21 protein-coding genes and 1 riboswitch are annotated in these 22,315 nt (G+C 34.3%); of the genes, 4 read left to right on the top strand and 17 right to left on the bottom strand.

Annotated features, from left to right (window positions below; translation table 11 throughout):
• Positions 1 to 72: 72 nt before the first annotated feature.
• Positions 73 to 116, bottom strand: a riboswitch (PreQ1 riboswitch).
• 207 nt (positions 117 to 323) lie between these two features.
• The gene (gene kinB, locus NLJ82_RS06975; protein ID WP_001993722.1) at positions 324 to 1,532 is read left to right on the top strand and encodes a sporulation sensor histidine kinase KinB; all 1,209 of its coding nucleotides are present in this window, start codon (positions 324 to 326) and stop codon (positions 1,530 to 1,532) included.
• A gap of 11 nt (positions 1,533 to 1,543) precedes the next feature.
• On the opposite strand, the gene NLJ82_RS06970 is transcribed toward kinB, so the two are convergent.
• The 4 genes from NLJ82_RS06970 to NLJ82_RS06955 form a co-directional block, all read right to left on the bottom strand.
• A complete protein-coding gene (locus NLJ82_RS06970) occupies positions 1,544 to 1,660 on the bottom strand; it encodes a DUF6254 family protein (RefSeq protein WP_000066280.1) in 117 nt (38 codons plus the stop codon).
• 99 nt (positions 1,661 to 1,759) lie between these two features.
• A complete protein-coding gene (locus tag NLJ82_RS06965; RefSeq protein ID WP_000941973.1) occupies positions 1,760 to 2,293 on the bottom strand; it encodes a DinB family protein in 534 nt (177 codons plus the stop codon).
• Between the two features lie 138 nt (positions 2,294 to 2,431).
• On the bottom strand, positions 2,432 to 4,126 hold the full coding sequence (locus NLJ82_RS06960; RefSeq protein WP_000008563.1) for a M3 family oligoendopeptidase: 1,695 nt from the start codon (positions 4,124 to 4,126) through the stop codon (positions 2,432 to 2,434).
• 161 nt (positions 4,127 to 4,287) lie between these two features.
• The gene (locus tag NLJ82_RS06955; RefSeq protein ID WP_000203341.1) at positions 4,288 to 4,734 is read right to left on the bottom strand and encodes a MarR family winged helix-turn-helix transcriptional regulator; all 447 of its coding nucleotides are present in this window, start codon (positions 4,732 to 4,734) and stop codon (positions 4,288 to 4,290) included.
• A gap of 191 nt (positions 4,735 to 4,925) precedes the next feature.
• On the opposite strand from NLJ82_RS06955, the gene NLJ82_RS06950 reads away from it, so the two are divergent.
• On the top strand, positions 4,926 to 6,422 hold the full coding sequence (locus NLJ82_RS06950) for a sensor histidine kinase (protein ID WP_000669149.1): 1,497 nt from the start codon (positions 4,926 to 4,928) through the stop codon (positions 6,420 to 6,422).
• A gap of 29 nt (positions 6,423 to 6,451) precedes the next feature.
• On the opposite strand, the gene NLJ82_RS06945 is transcribed toward NLJ82_RS06950, so the two are convergent.
• Positions 6,452 to 6,733 (bottom strand): aspartyl-phosphate phosphatase Spo0E family protein, encoded by a 282-nt coding sequence (locus NLJ82_RS06945; RefSeq protein ID WP_000495540.1) that lies wholly within the window; start codon positions 6,731 to 6,733, stop codon positions 6,452 to 6,454.
• Between the two features lie 336 nt (positions 6,734 to 7,069).
• Between NLJ82_RS06945 and NLJ82_RS06940 the strand changes: the two genes are divergently transcribed.
• The gene (locus NLJ82_RS06940; protein ID WP_001234122.1) at positions 7,070 to 7,840 is read left to right on the top strand and encodes a divergent polysaccharide deacetylase family protein; all 771 of its coding nucleotides are present in this window, start codon (positions 7,070 to 7,072) and stop codon (positions 7,838 to 7,840) included.
• 67 nt (positions 7,841 to 7,907) lie between these two features.
• Here NLJ82_RS06940 and cbpA read toward each other — a convergent pair whose 3' ends face one another.
• From cbpA to ykzP, 11 genes are all read right to left on the bottom strand, one after another.
• On the bottom strand, positions 7,908 to 8,531 hold the full coding sequence (cbpA, locus tag NLJ82_RS06935) for a cyclic di-AMP binding protein CbpA (RefSeq protein ID WP_001264219.1): 624 nt from the start codon (positions 8,529 to 8,531) through the stop codon (positions 7,908 to 7,910).
• 125 nt (positions 8,532 to 8,656) lie between these two features.
• Positions 8,657 to 9,286 carry a class II aldolase/adducin family protein gene (locus NLJ82_RS06930; protein WP_000895995.1) on the bottom strand — a complete coding sequence of 210 codons (630 nt, stop codon included), beginning with the start codon at positions 9,284 to 9,286 and terminating at the stop codon, positions 8,657 to 8,659.
• 249 nt (positions 9,287 to 9,535) lie between these two features.
• Positions 9,536 to 11,854, bottom strand: a complete 2,319-nt coding sequence (locus NLJ82_RS06925) for an NEAT domain-containing leucine-rich repeat protein (protein ID WP_079993962.1) — start codon at positions 11,852 to 11,854, stop codon at positions 9,536 to 9,538.
• Positions 11,855 to 12,267: 413 nt separating this feature from the next.
• Positions 12,268 to 13,050, bottom strand: a complete 783-nt coding sequence (locus NLJ82_RS06920; protein WP_000117662.1) for a DeoR/GlpR family DNA-binding transcription regulator — start codon at positions 13,048 to 13,050, stop codon at positions 12,268 to 12,270.
• A gap of 40 nt (positions 13,051 to 13,090) precedes the next feature.
• Entirely contained in the window at positions 13,091 to 14,275 is a 1,185-nt protein-coding gene (locus tag NLJ82_RS06915) for a saccharopine dehydrogenase family protein (RefSeq protein ID WP_000862149.1), read from the bottom strand.
• A complete protein-coding gene (gene phnW, locus NLJ82_RS06910; protein WP_000138245.1) occupies positions 14,272 to 15,369 on the bottom strand; it encodes a 2-aminoethylphosphonate--pyruvate transaminase in 1,098 nt (365 codons plus the stop codon). Before phnW ends, NLJ82_RS06915 begins: the two co-directional genes overlap by 4 nt.
• A 15-nt stretch (positions 15,370 to 15,384) precedes the next feature.
• Complete coding sequence (gene phnX, locus NLJ82_RS06905; protein ID WP_000687359.1) at positions 15,385 to 16,179, bottom strand: phosphonoacetaldehyde hydrolase; 795 nt, start codon at positions 16,177 to 16,179, stop codon at positions 15,385 to 15,387.
• Between the two features lie 21 nt (positions 16,180 to 16,200).
• Entirely contained in the window at positions 16,201 to 17,958 is a 1,758-nt protein-coding gene (locus NLJ82_RS06900; protein WP_000425422.1) for a putative 2-aminoethylphosphonate ABC transporter permease subunit, read from the bottom strand.
• Positions 17,959 to 18,960 (bottom strand): putative 2-aminoethylphosphonate ABC transporter ATP-binding protein, encoded by a 1,002-nt coding sequence (locus NLJ82_RS06895; protein ID WP_000006183.1) that lies wholly within the window; start codon positions 18,958 to 18,960, stop codon positions 17,959 to 17,961.
• 20 nt (positions 18,961 to 18,980) lie between these two features.
• Positions 18,981 to 20,057 (bottom strand): putative 2-aminoethylphosphonate ABC transporter substrate-binding protein, encoded by a 1,077-nt coding sequence (locus tag NLJ82_RS06890; protein WP_000750888.1) that lies wholly within the window; start codon positions 20,055 to 20,057, stop codon positions 18,981 to 18,983.
• Between the two features lie 228 nt (positions 20,058 to 20,285).
• Entirely contained in the window at positions 20,286 to 20,438 is a 153-nt protein-coding gene (gene ykzP, locus NLJ82_RS06885) for a protein YkzP (RefSeq protein ID WP_000240799.1), read from the bottom strand.
• 147 nt (positions 20,439 to 20,585) lie between these two features.
• Between ykzP and NLJ82_RS06880 the strand changes: the two genes are divergently transcribed.
• Positions 20,586 to 20,921, top strand: coding sequence for a DUF3905 domain-containing protein (locus tag NLJ82_RS06880; RefSeq protein WP_000725962.1), 336 nt, complete (start codon positions 20,586 to 20,588; stop codon positions 20,919 to 20,921).
• Between the two features lie 38 nt (positions 20,922 to 20,959).
• On the opposite strand, the gene NLJ82_RS06875 is transcribed toward NLJ82_RS06880, so the two are convergent.
• Positions 20,960 to 22,309, bottom strand: a complete 1,350-nt coding sequence (locus NLJ82_RS06875) for a TrkH family potassium uptake protein (protein WP_001204709.1) — start codon at positions 22,307 to 22,309, stop codon at positions 20,960 to 20,962.
• Between the last annotated feature and the right edge of the window lie 6 nt (positions 22,310 to 22,315).

Raw genomic sequence — 22,315 nt, 5'->3', positions numbered from 1 at the left:
CTACGAATAAGAAGAAAGAACGTTCTTGAACTGTCACAATAAAAAAACAAAACAATACCTAAAGATATTGTTGTTTCCATAGTTTTTTATAGAGGGAGTTCGCGAACCTCTCCCGTGCATTGCACGGAATTCCTTCTTTCATTGACAAAGCTTATTGTAACATATTGTATACTACCAGAAAAAATTTCTGATTTTTCCGCTATTTCTCATTTCATTTCTTTCATTTTATAGTATGATTAATTTACTATAAGAAGAGAGGAGGCATCCCACTGAAATCCTTTATTATTTATCTCTTTCTAAATATATTATTCATCCTTGTTACAATGCTCGTATACCATTTATTTTGGAATCAAAAAGGGAAACGCTCTCCTAAATTAAATTCAGCTATATTTATTGTATTATGCTGCCTCGTTACTATACTATGTATCACTTTCGCAGCAAAAACAAATTATGGATTTCAATTTGATATGCGTCATATCGTATTAGTTGTCGGTACATTAACCGGAGGTCCTATTGCTGGTGGATCAATATTAGTTGTATTAAATATATATCGCTTCTTATTAGGAGGAATAGGTGTTTTCCCATCGCTTATCGGTTCTATCCTTCTATTTATTGTTCTACTATTTACATATAAATTTTTCAATCGAACTTCTAATCGTATAAAAATAATACTCGCTATTATATACAGTCTCACATACGGATTGAGTTGGATACCTTTCTTCCTTTCAAAGGTTACAAATAAGACTGATTATATACCACATATTATTGTGTATGAGTTATGTACGATACTTGGTACGATTCTTATTTTATATTTACTACACATATTACAAACTCAAGTTCGTCTCCAAAACGAACTTATGAATGCTGAAAAATTTCATTTAATTGGCGAAATGGCAGCGTCCATCTCTCATGAGATTCGCAATCCGTTAACTTCAACAAAAGGATTTTTACAACTTTTGCAGTCAGGTACATGCACTGAGCAAGAGCGAAAATTATATATTGACATAGCCATCAACGGAATCGAACAAGCAAATCACGTTCTTACAGATTATTTAACCTTTGCAAAACCAAGTATTGAAAAAGAACAAACATTACAGTTAGAAGAAGAACTACTGCATGCATTATCGTTAATTACACCGCTTGCTAATTTAACAAATGTGCGTACACATTATATAAAGCAAAGTACTTCTTTTTTTATCGCGGGAGAAAAACAAAAACTAAATCAATGTTTGTTAAATATTTTAAAAAACTGCATTGAGGCCATGCCAAAAGGCGGTGATCTTTATTTCACATTAGTTCCTGATCATAAACATATTCAATTATATATAAAAGATACAGGAGTTGGTATGGATCAAGAACAAGTAAAACGTCTTGGATCCCCTTTCTATTCAACAAAAGAAAAAGGTACTGGTCTTGGAATGATGGTCGTATTCAGTGTTGTGCAAGCTATGAACGGAAAAATTGATATTATAAGTGAAAAAGGTACAGGTACAACTTTCTTATTAACTTTTCCACTCATACAAAAAACGTGATGAAATACTCATCACGTTTTTTCTGTTCCTTCAACTAATTCAGCAAAAGCTTTCACTTTTCCATGTGGTTTTTGATTTTCTTTACGTGCTTTCCAAGCGCGCTCTTCTTCTTTCTTTTTATTGGACATACTTTTCAACTCCTTCTTTTCTTTCTCTCTGTAGTATTCCAAAATAAGAAGAAAAACTATGCACATATGAAAAAGAAGTGGTCTCCCACTTCTTCCTAATTATCGCTGTAAAATTGCGTGTTTCGCTTCTTTTAACTGCGTAAGATGTCTTTGTTCATGCAAATCAAGAAATTGAACCCACTGATATAAATTCAGATCATTAAAAACAGGATGCTTTAACCCATTTTCAAATAGGTCTTTTTCATCTATAACGCTATGAAGCGCATGTAATAATTCTTGTCGTGAATGTTCTAGTAATTGGATTCCTTGCTGTTTTTTCATTAGCGTTTCTGTTGGTTTCATTTGCTGAGGAGCTTCTCGTTTATGTGTGCGATCCAGCGTAAGTTGGAGGTCTTTAAATGGAGTCGTGTTTCTTTCATTTTTTTGTAAGGCATATACAAGGGCAGACGTGACAGATTGTTCAACTAAATGCAAGTGATGCAAAATTTGAATAATACTCCATTTATCACGACGTGGCTTTACATTCACTTCTGTATCATTTAACATTTCAATTTCTGACAATAGCGTGCTTCGGGTAGACTGTAATGAGTTCACTAAACTTTCTAAACTCACATCCATATTAGATTGAAGCATACTTCTTTCCCCCCTTTTGTTGGTGAAAAGAGGCGCTCCTTATTAGAAACACCTCTTTAGTATTCTGAATTTTCTTTTATTATCTCATCATTTTCTCATTATGTCGATGTTAAACATGTGAAAAAAAGCGCATGTTTTTTACAATTTTGTGTCGTCAATTGCTTGTAGCCATGCTTCAATTTCTGTAATAACACTTTTCACACAGCCTTCAGTAAATGGTGATGTTAAATTGGCAACTTCTACTAATTCCAAGAATGATTTACTTCCACCTTGTTGGCACAGATTCACATAATCTTCCCACGCCTCTTGTCTATTATCTCTTGCACGTTTCCAAAATTGCAGTGCACAAATTTGTGCTAACGTGTAGTCAATATAGTAGAACGGCGAGCTATAAATATGTCCTTGACGTTGCCAGAATCCACCGCGCTCTAAATAATCATTATCTTCATAATCACGATGCGGTAAATACTTTTTCTCTATATTACGCCATGCTGTCTTACGATCTTCTGGTGATGCTTCAGGGTTTTCATATACATAATGTTGATATTCATCAACAGATACACCATACGGTAAAAACAGAAGTGCTGAACTTAAGTGAGAGAAGTAATATTTATCTGCATCTTCTTCAAAGAATAACTTCATCCATGGCCATGTGAAGAATTCCATACTCATAGAGTGAATTTCACACGCTTCATATGTTGGCCAATTATATTCTGGAATTTCAAATTTACGACTTTCGTATACTTGGAAAGCATGGCCTGCTTCATGTGTTAATACGTCAATATCACCAGACGTTCCGTTAAAATTCGAGAAGATAAACGGCGCTTTATAATTCTCAATATATGTACAATATCCACCGCCAGCTTTTCCTTTTTTCGCAACTAAATCTAATAAATCATTATCTAACATGAAATTGAAAAATTCATCTGTTTCAGCCGATAACTCTTTATACATCGTTTTTCCATGATTAACAATCCAATCCGCATCTCCTTTTGGAGTTGGGTTACCTGTAGGGAATTCAAAGTTTTCGTCGTAATATGCTAACTTCTCTACACCGATACGTGCTTGTTGACGTTTTCTTAATTCCGTTGTAACGGGAACGATATAATCTAGCACTTGCTGACGATAATTTGCTACCATTTCCGCATTATAATCTGTACGGTACATTCTTGCATATCCAAGTTCAACAAAGTTTTTGAAACCTAAAGATTTGGCGATTTTCGTTCTCACTTTAACAAGCTCGTCATAAATACGATCTAACTCTTCTTCATTCTCAGCTAAAAATCCGTAATACGCCTCACTTGCTGCTTTACGTTCACTTCTCTCTTTCCCTTGCATAAATGGAATAAGCTGTGATAAAGTTCTTTCTTCTCCTGCAAAATCAATTTTTGCAGATGCTAATAATTGTGTATATTGTGAAGACAATTTATTCTCTAATTGTAAATCCTTCACGACTTCATCAGAATATGTTTTTAAATCACACTCCGCAAGAGCAAATAATTGCTTCCCATAATACGCTTCTAATTCTTCACGGAATGGAGAATGAATTAACGCATTATAATATTTTGTACCATATCCTTGTACAACTGGAGAGAATTCATCAAAGAAATCTTGCTCTTTCTTATAAAAAGCATCTGTTGTATCAACAGAATGACGAATGTAACAAAGATTCCCCATTGTACCAAAATCGTTACGAATTTCGTTAATTGAATGAATGACTTGTTTTTGTTCCTCTACAGTTTTTGCGTTATCAAACCTCTCTAAAGCAGCTGTAAACTTCTCTTTTAATTCTTCAATATTTGGCCTTTTATATTCATAGTCTTTAAATGACATGAACGAGCCTCCTCTCCATTAAATGCATCCTTTACTATAATTCAATACTTACTTCCAAATCTCCTCTTATTCTTCAACAAAATACGGCATATACTGCCATCATTACATGTAAACAAAAAAGCTTTGGATTTCTTTATCCAAAGCTCCTTTGGAACATATTATTACTTTTCATACTTTCCAATCTTTTTTAATAGATCCAGTAATTCGTCCTTTTCCTCTTTCGTTAACATTTCAAAAGACTGATGAATAACTTGCTCATGCCCTGGAAAAATAGAAGAAATAAAGTTCTCTCCAGATTCAGTTAATTGTGCATAAATAACACGTCGGTCATTCGGGCATGGAATTCTCTTTACTAGTCCCTTTTTCTCTAACTTATCTACAACATATGTAATGCTGCCACTAGCTATTAAAATACGCTCACCAATTTGCTGAAGTGGTTGACCGCCTTTATGATATAGCAGTTCTAATACAGCAAACTCAGTTGGATTTAAACCGTTACTTTGTATAGACTTATTTGTCGTATCCATAACAGAACGATGTACACGAGATAATGCAATAAATACTTTTAAAGATTGAGAAATATCTTCTCGTTCATTATTTGATGTCATACAACTTTCAACCCTTCATTTAAATTCTCAGTAATAAAAAGAACAAAATAGTACTTCATATAAATTCCGAATGAGTATTCACTCATTCATTATCTCTCCCCCAAATATATTATGAATGATTCTTGAATAAAAATATGACAATTTTAACATAGTTTATATATAATGATAATAAAAAAGAAGGAGTACCAAATTTGAAATTCAAATTCCACAGCATAGTTTTATATATATTGCTTGTTATCCTACCAACAACAGGGATTGGTGCTACATTTTATTCATATCATTCGTATAAAATGAAACAAGAAAATAAACAAGTTGCCCATACGGTTCTCTTTTTATATAGAGACTATTTAGATCACCACCTTGGCGAAGCAATTTCTGCCCTAGAAATGCTCACAAAGGTCGTAGGAACCGAGACTGGAAATATTAATGGGATGAAAGAAATTGTACATGATACAGATGGAAACGATGCACGTTTTTCTGGTCTATATTACGCTACACCAGAAGGTATCATTACAATCGCATCGGAAGGTGACCGACCACCTGTTGATGTCTCAGATCGTAAATATATTCAAAACGCATTACAAACTAAGAAAACAACTGTATCATCCGTCATTACAGATCGTGTTCTTGGCCATCAAGCTATTATGATTGCTTCCCCCATTTTTAATAAACAGAAGGAGCTCTCAGGCTTATTGTTAGCAAGTTTACGCTTTGACTACATTTCATCATCTTTAAATGCCATTAAGCCACAATACCATTTTGAAGTAACTGATAAGTATGATGTAGTTTTTCTAACCGATGATAATAACGAAACAAGTGATGCACATTCTAATATGCTTACTACTCCACTCCAAAGATTAGATTGGAAGGTCTCTGTTTCTCCGTTACCTATTCATCAAAAAACTTTAAATCAGTGGGTTGCCGTAGAATGTATAGCTACTTTATTTTTAATGTCAATTTTATTTTTACTCGCTCAATATATGTTGTTAAAACGACAAACAAAACTAGAAAGACAACAAAATGAACTACAAAAAATTGAATTAGTTGGAACTTTTGCAGCTAGTACCGCCCACGAAATCCGTAATCCACTTACCGGAATTAAAGGGCTCGTCGCTCTATTAAAAGAGAAATATAAAGATGAACAAGATCAGTTCTATTTTTCCATCATCGAACAAGAAATAGAACGAATTAATGAAATTGTAAGTGAATTTCTTATTCTGGGAAAGCCAACTGCAATCATTGAACAAACATATGATGTGAGAACCATTCTAAATGAGGTAGCATTAATTATTCAATCTGAGGCGAATCTACATAATATTGTATTCCATTTACATTTGCCAGACCGTCCTGTTCATATCCGATGCTCGAAAGACCATATGAAACAAGTGGTTTTAAACATTACAAAAAATGCAATTGAAGCTATGACTTTTGGCGATACACTAACTATTTTCGTAACAAACAATGAAACACACGCACAATTGCAAATTATAGATACTGGAAAAGGGATTCCAAAACATATTCAAAAACACCTCTTTCATCCGTTCTTTACTAATAAAGATACTGGAACAGGTCTTGGACTTGTCATATGTAAACGAATTATAGAGATGTACAACGGGCATATTTTTATTAACAGTATAGAAAACGAAGGAACGACAGTTCATATCGAAATTCCGTTACACATAGTATAATTATCCTTATCCCTAAAGGGTAATTATACTTATTTCATAAAACCAGCCACAAGCATTCGCCAAAAATTACTTGATTTTCCTTCATACCCAATTTGAAAAATAGGTACCTTTATAATTGATAACCATTTTGGTGTTTGTTTTTCTTTATAACACTGGTACTGTAAAATAAGCTTGTCCAATTCTTGACTAACTTGAATCGTCTCCGTACTATTTAACCCACTCGTTAAACCTAATTGAATCATCTCTTCACGTTTCATATGAATATCACGTGAAAGCTTTTCTAATGTGTACTTCCTTTTTACAGTAAACATTCATATCCCCCTTATTATACTTCCATGCTCTCTACTTCACTTCTCCATTGAACTTTTAACTGCTTATCATATTTGAATTTGAAGAATCAGAAAATTAAACATTTTCTCCCTGTAATTTACAAATCTTTACCCTCACTTTGAGAATTATTACAAATTATTCTATCTTTGTAAATACATTCGCAATAATAGACAATTTTTTTATCTCCTTTTTTTACAAACACCAATTAAATAGCGGATTCCCTATTTTCCATATACTTTTCTTCGACATTTTTTGTTTAATTTATATAAAAACGCAAACCATAATGGTGATTGATAATATAGAAAGGAAATAGTTATATGCGCAAATATACGATTGCATTGCTTATTTTGACTATGTTTTTACCAGCCTTCTTGTTTCCTATTGAGACCAAGGCCCATACAAATAAAGTAGCTATTGTCATTGATGACTTCGGCAATAATATGAAAGGAACTGATAAAATGTTATCACTTCCTATTCCACTAACTGTTGCTGTTATGCCTTTTCTTCCTTCCACAAAGGAAGATGCGATAGCGGCTCATAAGAAAGGACACGAAGTTATTATACATATGCCAATGGAACCGATTAAAGGTAAAAAAGAATGGCTTGGACCAAAAGCAATTACAACTGATTTAAGCGACGAAGAAATAAATAATCGACTCGAACAAGCGATTCAAGAAGTACCACATGCAATTGGGATGAATAATCATATGGGATCAAAGGTGACTGCAGACGAAAGAATTGTACGACTTATACTCGCAGCTTGTAAAAAACACGGTTTATTTTATTTAGATAGCAAAACAAATCCTAAGAGTGTCGTCCCAAAAATCGGGAAAGAATTAGGAGTACCAATTATTGAAAATCAATTATTTTTTGATGACGTGTACACAGCGGCACATATTTCAAAACAAGCCCAATTACTCATTAAAAAACTTCAAGAAAAACCGATTATGGTAGCTATCGGACATGTTGGGCCTCCAGGTGAAATTACATCACGTGTTATAGAAACCTCTATTCCTAAAATTCGTGAACATGCAGATTTTATTTTTTTATCCGATTTAGCATTATCTCCGCCTCCTGTTTCAAAATAAGATTCATGACTCAAACTAAAAAAGAGAGCAATCTGCATATAGCAAATTGCTCCCTTTCCTTTTCATCTTAAATATAATCTACATGACTCACCCTGAATCCTTTTTTCTCTATTTTTTCGATTAATTGCTTTAATCTTTTTTCATTTAACTCATCTGTTATATTGACAATAACGCGGCGAATATATTGATCGCCGTTATCTAGCGTAAATAGTCCACCGATATGAAATGCTTTCAACAATGTCCCAAGTTCTTTAATCGTTCCCTTACAATCTTGTGTTGCAATTGTTAATATATAACCACCCGTCCGCATACCAAATGAATCCTCAATAACATCAAATATATTGGAATGAGTTAAGATGCCAACAAATTCATTATAATCATTTAATACAGCTAAAAACGGCAAACGACGAATAACATAAAATGCTCTGAAAAAAGAGTCCTTTTCAAAAATAAATGCAGTGGAATCTTCCAACATATGTTCCGTACTTAATTCCTCTAATCCACCATTACACTTCTTTTCTAAAAGATCCACTTTATAAATAATCCCCATGAATTTCTTTTCATCTTCTGCTAATACAGGGATTGCTCGAAATCCCGTTTCATTCATAATTTGCAGAGCCTTCTTACCTGAATCGTTCATTTTGCAAAATGTTACTTGCTGTTTTGGCAGAAAATGATATTTAACTCGCAAAATATGTTCCTCCTTACATGTCAACATGTAATCTATATATAATAAGGAGACCTATATTTTATGAGTAAAATTATTTTTAAAACGCTTTCATTTACTTATTGACTTGTAACGACATCACAAACATTTCATATAACAGAGCTCTTTGCACCTTTTATCATTAACAATTTTACATGGTAGTTCATTAAATATTCTATACCCTCCAACCATTTTTTCGCGTATTCTGGAGTTTTTCCCCACACAATCATGCCATAATTATGAACGAGAACTACTCCTCCACCTTCAATAAAATTCGGCACATTATTCTCTAATAAATCTGCGAATTTTTTCTCATCTTCTACAATGGGAATTGTCATTTCTGTTATACCTTCTTTTCCAAAAACACGTTCCACGCTACGTTTATCGAATGTTACTTCCCCTTTTTCTCCATACAACTCTGATATTAAATGACTATCTACAGTCTGTACTTGTAAAATACATTCTGCACTACTTTTTTTATAAATATCTGCATGCATAAATGATTCCGCAGCTGGTTTTTCTTCATTTTCAAATACTGGTTCACACATACAGTTTACAACAATAAAATCTTCTTCTGAAAATAACCCTTTATCTCTTCCTTCAACATTTACTAAAAAAGTTAACGGCTCTTTTGACGTACAAAGTGATAAGCTAATTTTTGTACCATAAAACCAATCACGAAGTGCTAGTTCAGATTTCACATCTTTTAATTCATTCCATTTCTTTAGAAAAAATAACATTTCGTCACCCCCGGCGTAATATTTATATAATGTTCGAATCCTTTCTATGTAAAAGGAGTATTTTTTTGATTATTCTAAAAATTTAATTGAATTATCACATGAGAACGCCTTTTTGTCAATATAGTTTCACGTCTCTCCTTTAAAAAGGGCTATTCATATGTCTATACTCCTGTATATTGACTATTTCATTTTATACATAAAAAATACGTTATTCTTTTTCAATCAAAGAATAACGTATTTTCTCATCTTTTATTTCATTATTGCGTTATATAAGAACTGTGCATATTGTTCACGTGTTACAAAATCATCACCTAAAAAGTTTCCTTTTCCATCACCTTTTGATATGTTATTGTCCGCTAACGCTTTCACATATTCTTCTGCCCAATGACCAGTTGGTACATCATTAAAGTTCACTTTATTATTTTCATCTTCTTTTAGCTGAAATACTTTATATAATACTACAGACATTTCGTATCGAGTTAATACTCCATCTGGACGAAACTCCCCAGTACCATCTCCTTGCATAATTCCAGCTTGCGCAACTGTAGCAATATCTTGCTCAAACATATGTCCTTTCGTATCTGTAAATCTCTCTTTCTGCTCTACTTTATTTTCTAATTTCAAATACCTTTGTACTAAAGACGCAACTTGTCCACGAGTAATACGATCCCCAAATCCAAATTGTCCATTTCCATATCCCTTAAAAATATTTTCTTTCGCTAAATAATGAATTGCTTCCTCTGACCAATGTCCTTTTGGTACATCTTTAAATTCTACTACTCCTACTTTTTCATCTTCTTTAGAATTATTGTCTTCTTTAGAAGTGTTATCTTCTTTACTTTCTACCACATTTTGAATCACAGATCCTGTGAAGAAGATTCCTGTATCCGCAAATGGATCTTTTACACCAAATTCATATACTTTCTCACCCGGTGTACTCCACTTAACTGCATCATTACTATACGTACCACCTTCGCTCTTTAAACGAATTTTTGTAGAGATTTTACCATCTTTCTCGTATATAGGTACTTTTACTTCTTTATTTACTTCTGTTTCCTCTAAAAATACTTTTTGATTTTGAACATTGATATAGGCTGTTTTACTTAGTTCTATAACTGGTCGAACATCACGAATTTCATTTGCAACAAAACTTAAGAATACTAACTTTTTCAAATTGCTAGCTGGTGTTAAGTCTGAAATATAATTCGCTTCTAAATCAAGCTTTTGTAAGTTTACTAGACTTGATAATGGAGTAATATCCTTTAACTCATTGTTAGGTAAGTGTAATTGTTTTAACTGTGTCATCTTACTTAGAGGAGTAACATCTTTTATTTCATTTTTCCCGATCCACAATTCTTCTAATTGCTTCATTTGCTCAATACCGGATAAATCTTTTACTTTATTACGTGTTAATACTAAGTCTTTTAAAGGTAATGAATATAACGGTTTAATATCTTCAATTTGATTACCTGCTAAAGTTAAATATGTTACATTTTTCAACGCGCTTAATGGCGCAACATTCGTAATTTTATTATTTGCTAAATTCAAGTAATCTAGTTGTTCCATTTTCGCTAACGCTGTTACATCTTCTATTTGGTTACCTGATAAATATAAACTTTTTACATTTTTCATCTCAATTAGTGGTGCAACGTTCGTAATTTTATTATTACTTAAATCAAGAGAATCTAAATTATCCATCTTAACAAGTGGTGTTACATCTGAAAATTCATTACCACGTAAAGCTAAATGTTTCAATTGTTTTAAGCTCGTAAAGAATGATGGATCTTTTATCTTCGCATTCGCAACTGTTAAAGATTTTAAATTTGGCATATATTTTAATGCACTATAATCCAGTATCTCATTCGTATTTAAAAACAAGTCCTTTACTTGTAATAACTCTTCTTTCGTGATTGGTGTATTTAAATCTTTTCTATTAAATACCTTTTTATTAACAAGCTCTCTTAATTTATTATCTGTTATCATATTTTGATTATCAACTGGATGATCCGTCTCCATATTGCCTGAATTAGAGTTATCATCTCGTTTCTCTGTTTCTTTGTCACCTACAGTTGGATCTTTAATTTCAAATTGAACTTGATATTTGTGATCATATCCAATAGCCGGAATAAGTATATGCATTTGCATATTGTGCTTCTTCTCAAACTCGCCAATTTCAAATTGAACTACTTTCGTTCCATTCTTCCTCTTATCTTCTGACAAAACTTTCACATCATGAAATACGCCAGGTTGGTTTTTATCCTCTATTCTAAGGTATTGAAAATAATCGCTATCTTGCATTGTTACAGTTACAATTTTTTTCCCATCCGCAATCGTTACTTTAGGATCTTTTATATATTGAGAAACCATAGATGGCTCGTCTTTTTGATCCTTATATATTTTAATCTCAGTATCGTATGTACGTTCACTAGCTGCCGCTACCGATTGGTTTGCTTCAATTTTTATTGCTGCTAACGCTGGAGTAGAGTATGCAGCAAATGGAATTGCTAATGTTGTCGCTACTACTAGCGCCTTCATATAATTTTTTTTCAAAATAATATCCCCTATCATATATAATCTTTATAATTGATAAACATTATCAATTACTCATAAATAAATGATAATGAATATCATTATCGATGTCAACGAGAATATTACATTAAATTTATATTTTTAAAGGCAAAAAATATAAAAGCCCTTTATTCAAAGAGCTTTTTTACCTATCGTATGAAGAATTTCATTTTTCTCCTTCTCATTGATGACACCAATTTTTTGCAAAATATTTGCATACAATACAAGTTTATTATATATCCGTTCTGACATACTTCCCCTTCTTTCCTTCGACCAACTTTTTTTGTATTGGTAAATTATATGAAAGAGATGGGAAAATGTGTCCACTTTTTTTGCATAAATACAAATCTTTTATCCCGCTATTTGCAGGCAGTAAAACTCCCACCTCACAATCAGGTGGGAGTTCTACGTATTTAACAAATTGTCCATTGAATATTATGCCTTTTAACTTCCTCTTCAAAACTATAGGGCATTTTCTTATCACAAATTACATGTTGAATGCGCGAAAACGCTGCTATTCGGTAATTTCCTTTTACGCCTACCTTTGTATGATCACATAAAATATATGTTTTCTCTGCTAATTTCATCATCGCTTCTGACAGTTTCGCCTTTTCTAATTCAAAACTAGAAACTCCAAAACCAGGTAATAATCCATCAATCGAAACAAATGCTTTATGAAAATGAAATTGCTGGATAACTTGCTGCGAAATAGATCCTGATACGCGTGAATGTTTTGGAGATACTTTTCCACCAATAAATAAAACTTCACCGTGAAACATCTTTTTATTAATAGAAGAAATTAATTGTGTCGCTACTGGAAATGAACTTGTTACAATCGTTAAATTTTTACGATGTACAAGATATGGTACCATTTGAAGTGGTGTACTTCCGTCATCAATCGCAATAACATCTCCATCTTCTACAAATGTTGCTGCTTTATACCCAATTCGCTTCTTCTCTTCTATATGTAGCATCTCTCGTTCTAACATTGGTGCCTCTATTCCAGCTCCCGGAAGTTGGACGGCTCCACCATACACTTTCTTCAACTTCTTTTCACGATCCAATTCTTCTAAATAACGACGAATCGTCTCTGTTGATACAGCAAACTCTCTCGCTAATTCTGAAACTTTTACCTTCCCTTTAAACTCTACCTTCTCAAGAATGGTTCGCTTTCTTTCTTCACCTACTACAGACATAACCTCACCCCATTGATTTCTACCTCATACACTGCCTTACTTATACAAAGTTATAACTTTCCTTTTCAACGAAAACTTCCTCGTGAATATGAATACCACGCTTTTTTAGTTCATCAAAAATAATTTGTGGTTTGACAAAAGCTTCCTCGGGTGTCACAACACCAACTTTATTTACATTCCCATTTGCGATTAGCTCTGTAGCAATCCCAAATGGAATACCGACGTTTCTCGTATAAGCTCTTAATTTTTCCCATCCTACAACAGATCCATCAGATAACGGGTGTGTATGATATAATACACGTCTTTGTTTCTCATTATTTTTCATACCTATTACTTCTACATGAAGTGCATAACCGTAAATCTCTGTTTCTTGTCCTTCTTTCGATTGCAATAAATACTTCGCAATACAATCCATTATGCCGATTTCTTTTCCATTTATTTCAACTGGATCATTACGCAATATACCGTAATCATACAATGCACGTACGAGCTGCATATTTTGCTTTGGCCAAGTTCCTCTCGTCTCTATTAGTTTAACGCCTTTATTTTCTAATGCTTTTGCTAACGTAATCGTTTCAGAATGCGGTATGATATACTGCGTTGTCTTACCATAAGGCGCCGGTAATTCAATTTCTCTTGGACGCGCAAACGGAGGCACTTGCTTAAACTCACCATCTTCATACACTGTACGCGATGGCAAATGTGGATCATATTCATATGTCGTTGTTTCTGTAATGGATGCAGAAAAAGCAATGGGACGATACGAACCATGACTTACACGAACTGACTCTACAGTATGTAACTGATTTGCTGCATGCATCGCCATCATTTGCGTTACACCTGGCGTCATACCAAACCCAGGTAAACATGTTTTTCCGTTTTGAACAAATATAGAATGCGAATCATTTTCTTCACCAAATCCATTTAAATTCACACCGTGACAACCTGCTTCTGCAATACATCGAGTAGATAATCCATTTAACTTAATTGTTGTACCATCCATTACAATGTCATAGCCCTTCATTTTTGCAACCGTATCCTCATGATTCGTTACATCTACTTTCACAAAATCAACGCGAGGATCGTTGAGCCATTCTACTACTTTAAGCCCCTCTTCTTCGTTAAAATCTGCTACTGTAATCGTCTCAAAAGATGAAAATTGCACTAAATCTAAAATTGCTTCACGACAAATTTTACCTGCTCCACCTAAGCAAAATACTTTCAACCTATAACAACTCCTTTAGCGATACTATCAACTAAGCGATGAATATCTGCCTCATGTACATCACCGATATTTCCAATGCGGAATGTATCTACTTTTGAAATTTTACCTGGATATATAACAAATCCATCCCGCTTTAATTCATTGTATAATTGCTCAAAATCAAACCATTCTTCTGGATAAATGAAAGATGTAATAATAGGCGATTGATATTTTTCATCTACTAGTGGCTTAAATCCGATTTCTCTCATTCGATTCACTAATAGTTTTTGATTGTTATCATATCGATTGTAACGTGCTTTTACTCCGCCCTCTTTTTCTAATTCAAGTAGTGCTTGATAAAAAGCGTGTACAACATGTGTAGGTGATGTAAAACGCCATTTCCCATTTTGATTTTCCATTGTTTCCCATTGATCGTATAAATCTAAAGATAATGAACGTGCCTGCCCTTTACATTTCAACAATTCATCGCGCTTTGCAATAACAAATCCGAACCCTGGAACCCCTTGAATACATTTATTCGCACTACTAATTAGAAAGTCAATTTGCAACTCAGCGATATCTATTTCAATACCACCAAAACTACTCATTGCATCAACTAGTGTTACTTTTCCGTATTGCTTCCCTAATTTACATACATCTACAATTGGATTGATAATACCTGTTGTTGTTTCACAATGAACAACTGCAATATGTGTAATCTCTTTATCTTGTTGTAATATCTTTTCTACTTCTACAATATTAGTAGGCTCCCACTCTTCTGTTTGACTGACCACCACATCTATATGTAACATCTCTGCCATTTGTACAATTCTCTTACCATACGCACCATTTGTACAAACAAGCATCTTTCCGTTTTTTGGAATGACAGAACCGATTACTGCTTCAACTGAAAAAGTACCGCTTCCTTGCATTAATACTGTTGTATATCTCTCTTCTTCCTTCGTTGCTAACGATACAAGTTTAGCTCTTACCTGTTGCACCATCATGTTATATTCAACATCCCACGTACACCAATCGTATAGCATAACTTCTTTTACTGTTTTTGTTGTCGTTAATGGTCCTGGCGTTAATAATAAGTAGTGATTTTCAGTCATGATCCTATTCCCCTTTTATGAAATAATAAATTCTTGTTTCTCAATCTGTTCAATTACGTTTTCGAGTCCCTGCATCGTTTCAATTGTAAAATGAGCCCCGTTTTCAACGAAACGCTTTCGAACTACTTCCATTTTTTCACGAAGTTCTACCGGATCCATAGTTTCAGCTGCCCACTCGCTTAAGCCGAGCTCACTACTACCGAGAATTACACCCACAGTCCACATACCAGCATTTCTGCCCTCTTTCATATCTGACACTGTGTCCCCGACTTTTATCATATGATTCATCGGATACACACCAAGTTCCATCGCATTTTTATAACACATCCAAGGGTACGGACGGCCTGCTGAAACATCATCTGGCGTCACAAGAACATCAGGTTTATATCCTTGTATTTCTGCTTCTTTTGCAACGATGTCCATCATTTCTCTCGTATAACCAGTTGTTGAGCCAATTTTAAGGCCTCTTTTACGTAATGAAGCAACCACTTCTTTCACCCCATCAATTGGCGTGGCATAGTGTGGCAAAATAGTAAAGAGTATTTCTTCAAACTCTTCATACATCTCGTGAATGTCTGCTTCTGTTGGTAAATGTCCGAAAACACGCTCCCACTCATTCGCAATACGAGGCATTTCTGTTAGTGCCCTTACATGATCGATCTTTAATAATCCCATCGGTTTACGGGCTTCTTCATCTGTAATTTTAACACCACGTTTACGAAAAATTTTTATGAATACTTCCAGTGGTGCAAAACATCCGTAATCAACTGTCGTACCTGCCCAATCAAAAATAACTGCTTCTATTTTCATTCAATCCATCACCCTTCTCACTTATCTTTTTTGCCATTGTGAAGTTCGGTTACGAAGTGCTTTCGTTCCCCATTCATATACAACTCTTACTACAATATTTGTAACAACAATAAGTACACTCATTGCAGCTGCTGGCGCTACATTTCCTGCATCATCCATATTTACGATTGATACGGCAGCTAGTTTAAAATCAGCTGCGTATAAGAATACAACCGCTGACACAGTTACCATCGAATTGACGAAATAGTACATGACCATTTCTAAAATTGCTGGTAAACACATCGGTACTGTTACTCTAAAGAATGTTTTATAAAACGGAATGCCCATCGACTGCGAAACAAGCTCAAACTCTCGGTCTAATTTCTTTAAAGCAGTCGTTGCGGTAACGAATGTTACAGAATAAAAATGAATGATGTTTACTAGTACTAGCACAGCAATTGTTCCGTATAAAGAATGAAACGGATTCGTTACTGAAAGTCCAAGTATTTGAATCGTTGGTTGACTAAAGAAAAAGACGTATCCCAATCCAAGTACTAAACCTGGGATTGCTAAAGGGACAATCGAGAAAAAGTAGCCTGTTTTTCGGAAAAACTTTAGCTGATCCATTTTCTCAATCGCATATGCGAACATAAATGTTAAAATTGCCCCAATAACTGCTGTAACTGCTGAGACAATCACACTATTTTTAAATGCTTCAAGTCCATCTCCTGTTAAACTCGAAAAATTAAAATGCTCAAATGTAAAACTCATATTATATGGCCATACTTTCACACTTGCCGCAATACCAACTGCCACAAATAAAAGAATAATCATAAGTGTAATCACACTACAATATATGAATGAGACTACATCTCTTTTCTTATTAGCCGTTATTCTATATGGCACTGCTTTTGAAGATAAGAAATTCGCCTGCTTTCTTTGCGTAATACGATCAACTGCAAATGCAAATATAGCCGGGATTAATAAAATCATTCCGACAGTTGCACCCATCGGCATATTTTGTTGTCCAATTACTTGTTTGTATACATCAGTAGCAAGTACATTATATTGCCCACCAACAATTTTTGGTGCGCCAAAATCAGTGAAACTAAGTGTAAACACAACGAACATCGCACTAATTAATCCGTACTTTACACTAGGTAAAGTAACAGTGAGAAATTGCTTTGTTTTACTCGCTCCCAACATATTAGAAGCTTCATATAAACGATAATCAGAGCCTTGGAAAGCAATTAATAATATAAGAAAGGCTTGCGGAAATGTATACATGACTTCAGCCATTACAATTCCTACTGGTCCATATAAAGGGATTTGTATACCTTCAAACAAGCCAAACATCCCTTTCGTTACTAATCCTTGATTACCAAATAAATATGTCAGTGCAATACCGTGCATCATCGTTGGTGCGAATAGCGGTAACAACGCGACATATTGAAATACACGCTTCCCAAACACATTCGTGCGAGCAATCGCATAGGCGTAAGCAAAAGCAAGTGTTACTGCAATAATTGTTGTCGCGCCCGAAACCCATACCGTATTTTGTAATGATTGAACTAATGTCGGTGTTGTGAAATATTTACTGAAATTCGCAACACCAATGAAAGCTCCATCTTTATCATAAAAAGCTTGTGTAAACAATTGTAATAGCGGCAATACTAGCATAATCAAAAAAGCAAGAATCATACCAATAATTAATAGTCTTTGTATCCACTCTTCTTTACCGATACGTCTCTTAATCTTTTTTTTCGTACTTTCTACCTTTAAGTCTTCTAACATCTCCATCTATACAACAACCTTCTTTCCATATGACAACATATGATTTTCTGAGAAAGAGATTTGAATCGGATTTCCTTTCCTAATAGCTGTTTTTTCTACTTCTGATGCCAATATATCTACAACGATTTTCTCATTATATAGATGCGTTTTTTCATCTATAACTCGCACTTCTGTCCGGTATACAGATCCACGAAATTCCATACTTTCCACAACCGTTTTAATACCATCATTTTGTACAATCGTTACATGTTCAGGACGAATTGCATGTTCTTCGTTATTTTTCGAAAAGAAATTAATAGAACCAATAAAATCTGCCACAAACGGATTGGCTGGTCTTTGGTAAATCTCCTCTGGTGTGCCAATCTGCATAATTTCCGCATGATTCATTACAACAATTTTATCAGCCATCGTTAATGCCTCTTCTTGATCATGCGTGACCATAATAGTTGTCACTCCTACTTTTTCTTGCAAATCACGCATTTCTCTACGTAACTTTTCACGTACTTTTGCATCTAAAGCAGATAACGGCTCATCGAGTAACAAAATATCCGGAGACAGAGCGAGTGCACGTGCAAGTGCTACTCGCTGCTGTTGTCCACCAGACATTTGAGCAGGATATTTATCTTTTACATTCAGTAAATCAACTAGTTCTAACGCCGATAGCGCCTTCTCTTTTACTTCTGCTTTTCCATACTTTTTTGTCTTTAAGCCGTATTCAATGTTTTCAAGTGCTGTTAAATTCGGAAATAACGCATAGGATTGAAACACCATTCCGAAATTCCTCTTTCCAGGAGGTAATGCTGTAATATCTTTTCCATTCACAGCTATACTACCTGTTGTCGCCTCTTCTAGCCCTGCTAAAATTCGAAGCAATGTTGTTTTCCCACAACCACTTGGGCCTAATAAACATACAAACTCATTTTTTTTCACAGTAAAAGAAATATCTTTTAACGCTGTAAATGCATCAAACTGTTTTTGAATGTGTTGAATTGATAAATATTCGCTCATTTTTTCTCTCTCCCACTCACTTACTTTTTCGGTTCTGCTTTTTGGCCAAACTCTTTTTCCCATTTTTCTAAAATTTTGTCACGATTTTCTGCTGCCCACTTAAAGTCGTTCTTTTTGTATAACTTTTCCGTCACATCTTTAGGGAATCCGTCTGGAAGTTTATAATCATTTTTAATTGTCGCAAATCCATTTTTCTCGAAGTATAACTTCATTACATCATCAGTAATTGCCCAATCTAAAAATGCTTGCGCTAATTTTTCATTTTTTTCATTATCTTTTTTAATAAGTGCGTTCGCTTCTACTTCCCAACCTAATCCTTCTTTTGGCAATACAACTTCAACTGGTGCACCTTTTTGTTTCTCTTTCAAAGCACTATAAACCATCGATACACCAACTGGATATTCACCCGCCCCCGCTAATTTCGCTGGTTTTGAACCTGAATGAGTATAAGTTGCCATATTATCATGAAGTTTCTTCATGTAATCCCAGCCTTTATCTTCACCCATAATTTGTAACCATGCAGAAACTGTTAAAAATCCTGTTCCAGAAGATGCTGGATGTGGCATAACAAGCGTTCCTTTATACTCTGGTTTCGTTAAGTCTTCGTATGATTCTGGCATCGGTAAATTTTTCTTCTTTAATTCTTCTTTATTTATAGCAATCCCCGTCATAAATGCAGTATTTCCTACCCATTTTTCTGGTTGTTTATCATCTTTAAATTGCGGTAAAACGCGATCCGCTCCTTTTGGAGAGTATCCTTTTAACATATCTTTTTTATCTAAAGCTAATAGACTTGAAGCTGCAGTTCCCCATACAACATCTGCTTGTGTATTTTTCCCTTCAGCTAGCAATTTTGCTGTAATAACTCCAGTTGAATCACGAACAATATTCAGCTTCACATCTGGATATTTCTTTTTAAAAGAATCAAGATAAATTGGTACAAGTTCTTCTTCAATTGCTGTGTAAACAGTTAATGATCCAGATAATTTATCATCTTTTACTTTTGCCCCAGCACTTTCTTCTTTCTTTGCACCACACCCCATTAATAACGAAAATACCATTCCAGTTGCTACAGCTTTAAAGATTGTTTTTTTCACTGTCTCTCTCTCCTTTTACAAATCTTATGTACAACTCAAATATAAACAACTAGTGTAAAAGCAGTATTAAACCAACATTAATCTTTTGTTTGTTGTTTGTTTTTGTGTAATACGTTGCTACTTCTATGTTTTTTCGCATTTTTCTGCTAATAATGAACACTAAATTTACAAATAATTAAAAAAACCTTTATAATCCCACAAAAAAATGAGGCGTTTGTAAAAAACGCCTCACTTTTGTTTACCTTTTTTTGAATTACGATTTGCATACTTCGCGCTATTTTCTCCTTCATACTCTAATGCAAATTCTGCATCTGGTAAGCTTTCTTTCGGAGTTTTATTATTGTTGATTGCCGCATTTTGTTTCACTTTTCTTTTTACCAATACATTCACCTGCTCTCAAAATTCACTTTCTACTCTAGTTTGAAGCAAGCTAAAATAATTATTACTGGCAAGTGTTAACAAGTACATAAGAACTGCTAGATGGAAATACTACATATGAAGAAATCATAATAAAAAGGAGCTCTTATTTTGAAGAAGAAAGATAAAATCCAGTCACCCATTTTAGATGAAACGCTCCCGCATCAAATGAATTTCCCATCTTTTAAAGGAACAGGAAAGAAGATGCAACAACCTTTCATAAATCAATATGACGTCGTAATCGGAGACAGTAAATATGATTCCGAGAACAGTCCACTTCACAATTGGAGTGATGATGTAGATCCTGCCATTATGGCTGGAGAAGAATGGATCCATCCTACAAATGATATTGGGTGGATTTCAGAAGAAAATCAAGAGTTACTAAAAAAAGAAGGAGATAATAAGAAGGATACTTTTATGCATCCGCAATTTGGCATTAATGACTAAAAAACCATTCTACCTAACATAGGTAGAATGGTTTCATACTATCCAATAATAATTCTCTCTTTCGGATATTTATAGCGAGGTGGCTGTTCTCTTCCGCCACTAGCTAGTATAAATGTTAAAATACCGACACGCCCGATAAACATAAGTACAATGAGTACAAGTTTACCAACAGTTGTTAAATCTGGCGTAATACCTGTCGATAGTCCTGTCGTCCCGAAAGCAGAACAGACTTCAACAATTAAACTCATAAGCGGTACATTTTCCGTAATAGATAAAATAAATAGTGCTGTGGCACATAATAAAATCCCCATTGTCATAACGACAGATGCTTTCAGCACGTCCTCTTCATGTAGCTGACGTTTGAAGACTCTAACCGTTCTCCCGCCTCTTGCAAAAGTGTATAGTGACAATATACTAACAGCAAATGTCGTTGTACGTATCCCGCCCCCAACCGAACTTGGAGATGCTCCTATAAACATTAATATACTCATAAATAAAAGCGTCGGTTGTGACAATTCAAGTATATCCATTGTAGCAAGTCCCCCGCTTCGCGTCGTCACAGATTGGAATAGTGTATAGAAAACTGTTTCATGCCATGACTTTCCTGCTAAAAAATGATTTCGTTCTAGTAAAAAAATCATAATCGTTCCAACGACCACAAGCGCAAAAAATGTTGTTGTCGTCAATTTTGTAAATAGCGAAAAACGAAATAGTTGCTGTCTCCTTTTACTAAGGAATTGTTTCACTTCCATTAATACAGGGAAGCCGATTGCTCCTAAAATAATAAGTAACATATGAATCATTTGAACAATGTAATCTTTTTTATACGGAATTAGCGATTGTCCTGTTAAATCAAATCCGCCGTTCGTAGTTGCACTAACAGCTGCAAAAAAACCGTGAAAATAAGCTTCTTGCCAAGTTGGAAAGTAAAGTAAGAATCTTGTACCTAATAATATTGCTCCAATAAGCTCTATTGAAATAATTACAATTAAAATAGAACGCATCAATTCTACAAGACCTGATAAATTCCCTTGATTATGGTCTGCCATAATGAGTCTTCTTCTCTGCAAACCAATCTTTTTTCCTGTTATAATCCAAACGAATGTACCTAACGCCATAATTCCTAAGCCGCCCAATTGTAAAATAAGGGCTAAAATAATAATTCCTGCCGTAGTAAATGTATCTGAAATCGTAACAACAGACAGGCCCGTAACACTTACCGCACTAACCGATGTAAAAAGTGCATCTATAAATGTCCATTTGACACCAGGCTTCGTAACAAACGGTAAACTAAGCAATATCACCGATACAACTACCGCTAATAAATAAAACAGAACAATGAGTTGTACAGGGCGTAATTTTTGTAAAAACTTTTTTATATCTCTCATTCCATC

Source organism: Bacillus paranthracis (assembly GCF_024296885.1).
In the GTDB taxonomy this organism is placed as follows: Bacteria; Bacillota; Bacilli; order Bacillales; family Bacillaceae_G; genus Bacillus_A; species Bacillus_A paranthracis.
Note: the sequence above shows the minus strand (reverse complement) of the source record. Positions and strands in the feature narration are given on the sequence as shown.